The following is a 2,884-nucleotide window of genomic DNA, read 5'->3' on the forward strand; positions in this document are numbered from 1 at the left end:
ATCAAGGCATCCATCAACCCACTGTTTACGCCTTGTCCTGCAAAAGGAGGCATCAAATGAGCAGCATCTCCAATCATCGTTATGGGTAATGGACGCTTACTTTTCCAAGACTTATCTAAGGGAAATAGATTTAAAACCTTTGAAAGTAAGTGTATTAAAGGAGATTTTAAAAGATTACAACTCTTATTCAAATAAAAATTTACTTGATTTTTATTTGCTAAGTGGTGGAGTTGCAAAATATATAGAACTATTTATCTTAAACAGTAGTTTTGATTTAAAATCTATGATAGATACAATTATTGATCCAAACTCAATATTTTTGGAAGAGGGAAAAAATAGACTTATTGAAGAGTTTGGAAAAGAGTATGGAACATATTTTTCTATTTTAGCTTTAATCTCTGATTCAAAAACATCAAGAAGTGAAATAGAATCAATTTTGGAAAGAAATATTTCAGGACATTTATCACGACTTGAAAATGACTATAACATCATAAAATCAATTAAACCAATAAATGCTAAACCAAACTCAAAAGTACAAAAATATGAGATAGTTGATAATTTTTTATCCTTTTGGTTTAGATTTATTTTTAAATACCAATCACTAATCGAAGCTGAAAATTTCGATAGATTAAAAGAGATTATCTATAGAGATATCTCAACTTTTCAAGGAAAATTCCTTGAAAAACTTTTTGTGGAACTCTTAAAAGAGAAACAAACTTTCACTTCTATTGGCTCATATTGGGAGAGAAATAATCAAAATGAGATAGATATAGTTGCTATCGATGATATTGATAAGAAACTTCTAATTTGTGAAGTAAAACTAAATGAAAAACGGATAAACTATCAGGCTTTAGTTTTGAAATCTCAAAAATTAATTCAAGAGTATAAAGATTATGAGATAGAGTATAGGCTTTTATCGATAAAAGATATTTAAAATTAGAAAAACAGATAATAGCTGGTGCTAGAGTGGTTGCTAGGGTAATTACTCTAATTTCAAGTTGGTGCAAGTGGTTTTTGCAAACTTTGTATAAAGCCTTAATCGATATAAAAGTTAAGTTTGATTATATATAATTGTTGAATAATTTAAAAGGAGTACAAAATGAAAAAAGTTTTAATTTTAAATGGACACCAATATTATGAAAATGTTGCAAAAGGTGAATTAACTGAAAAGATTTTAGAAAAAGCGACACAATTTTTCAAAGAAAATAACTTTCTTATAAAATATACAAATATAGATAAGGGTTACGATATAAAAGAGGAGTGTGAGAAGTTTGAGTGGGCTGATTATGTGTTGTTTCAATATCCTGTTTATTGGATGGGTGTTCCTTGGATTACAAAAAAATATTTCGATGAGACTTTTACTCAAGGAAGACACTATGCAAACGACGGAAGAAGCAAAAACGATGATAGCAAAACTTATGGAAGTGGTGGATTACTAAAAGGCAAAAAATATATGCTAAGCTTGACATATAATTGTCCAAAAAGTGAGTTTAACAATCCTGATGGTTTTTTTGATGGATTATCACTAGATGAAGCAAATGTTGCTACTCATAAAACTTTTCAATTTGTTGGATTAGAACCTTTAAAACTTACTCTATGCATGATATTTTTAAAGGAGATTTGGATTTAAATAAAGAGTTAGCTAAATTTGAAGATACTTTAAGAGAGAATTTTAAGTTTAGTGTATATATAATTTGATATATTTAATTTAAGGAGCTATAATGAGTTTATTATTAAACAAAGGTAAAATAGGTGATTTGGAACTAAAAAATAGAGTTGTAATGCCACCTATGTGTATGTATAAAAGTGATAATAGTGGAGAATTAAAAGATTTCCATATGTTTCACTATACTTCAAGAGCAATGGCTGATGTTGGTTTAATTATTGTTGAACCAGCATCAGTTGAGCCAAAAGGAAGAGTTTCATCTTTTGAATTAGGACTTTGGGATGATTCTTTAATTGAAAATCATAAAAAAATGAATGAGAAGTTACACTTATTTGGAGCAAAAAGTTCTATACAATTAGCTCATGCAGGAAGAAAATCTGAAGTTGTTGATGATATTTGTGTAGCTCCAAGCTCAATTGCTTTTAGTCAAAAATCACCATATAAAGTTCCAAAAGCGTTAAGTCTTGAAGAGATAACAAAAATAAAAGAGTTGTTTGTAAATGCTGCAATTAGAGCCGAAAAAGCAAATTATGATTCAGTAGAACTTCACGCTGCTCATGGATATTTGTTGTGTGAATTTTTATCACCTTTAACAAATAAAAGAGATGATATTTATGGTGGAAGTTTAGAAAATAGGTGTAGATTAGTAATTGAAACTGCAAAAGAGATAAAAAATAGGGTAAAATTACCCCTTATTGTTAGAATTAGTGCTGATGAATGGATGCAAAATGGATGGAATATAGAAGACTCTATTTATTTATGTAAAGAGTTAGAAAAAGTTGGAGTTGATTGTATTCATGTTTCAAGTGGTGGAAATATAGAAAATCCAGATAAGATACCAAAAATTGAACCATTTTATCAAGCTAATTGGGCAAAAGAGATTAAAAAAAGTGTAGATATTCCTGTTATTGCTGTTGGTTTAATAACAACAGCAAAAGAGGGTGAATATCTTCTTGAAAATAGTTTTTGTGATTTTGTTGCATATGGAAGAGAGTTGCTTAAAAATCCAAATCTTGTATTTTATGCTGCAAATGAACTAAACGAAAAAGAGAAAATTAATAGCTCTTATGCAAGAGCATTTTTAAAATAATATTCTCTGTACACGACAAAAATAGATAACTCATTGAAATAATGTCACAATAATTGTTTTCTAACGACGAATACTATGACACATCTCAATGAGTTATATCTTATCTTAAACAAATCTCTAAAATGGAA

At 28.6% G+C, this 2,884-nt stretch carries 3 protein-coding genes and 1 pseudogene; 3 read left to right on the forward strand and 1 reads right to left on the reverse strand.

The window, feature by feature from the left end:
- Positions 1–128: pseudogene (locus FTU79_RS16310) on the reverse strand (FAD-dependent monooxygenase); the annotation flags it as partial.
- Positions 129–283: 155 nt separating this feature from the next.
- Here FTU79_RS16310 and FTU79_RS16315 point away from each other — a divergent pair.
- From FTU79_RS16315 to FTU79_RS16325, 3 genes are all read left to right on the forward strand, one after another.
- Complete coding sequence (locus FTU79_RS16315; protein ID WP_218944954.1) at positions 284–934, forward strand: DUF234 domain-containing protein; 651 nt, start codon at positions 284–286, stop codon at positions 932–934.
- A 165-nt stretch (positions 935–1,099) separates the two neighbouring features.
- Positions 1,100–1,630, forward strand: coding sequence for an NAD(P)H-dependent oxidoreductase (locus tag FTU79_RS16320; RefSeq protein WP_218944953.1), 531 nt, complete (start codon positions 1,100–1,102; stop codon positions 1,628–1,630).
- A gap of 91 nt (positions 1,631–1,721) precedes the next feature.
- On the forward strand, positions 1,722–2,756 hold the full coding sequence (locus FTU79_RS16325; protein ID WP_169538918.1) for a tRNA-dihydrouridine synthase: 1,035 nt from the start codon (positions 1,722–1,724) through the stop codon (positions 2,754–2,756).
- Positions 2,757–2,884 lie beyond the last annotated feature (128 nt).

This window comes from Acinetobacter sp. YH12144, from assembly GCF_013418345.1.
GTDB lineage: Bacteria > Pseudomonadota > Gammaproteobacteria > Pseudomonadales > Moraxellaceae > Acinetobacter > Acinetobacter amyesii.

Coding starts and splice junctions, on each gene's coding strand:
- FTU79_RS16315 (WP_218944954.1), top strand. CDS start 284: ATGATAGATACAATTATTGATCCAAACTCAATATTTTTGGAAGAGGGA.
- FTU79_RS16320 (WP_218944953.1), top strand. CDS start 1,100: ATGAAAAAAGTTTTAATTTTAAATGGACACCAATATTATGAAAATGTT.
- FTU79_RS16325 (WP_169538918.1), top strand. CDS start 1,722: ATGAGTTTATTATTAAACAAAGGTAAAATAGGTGATTTGGAACTAAAA.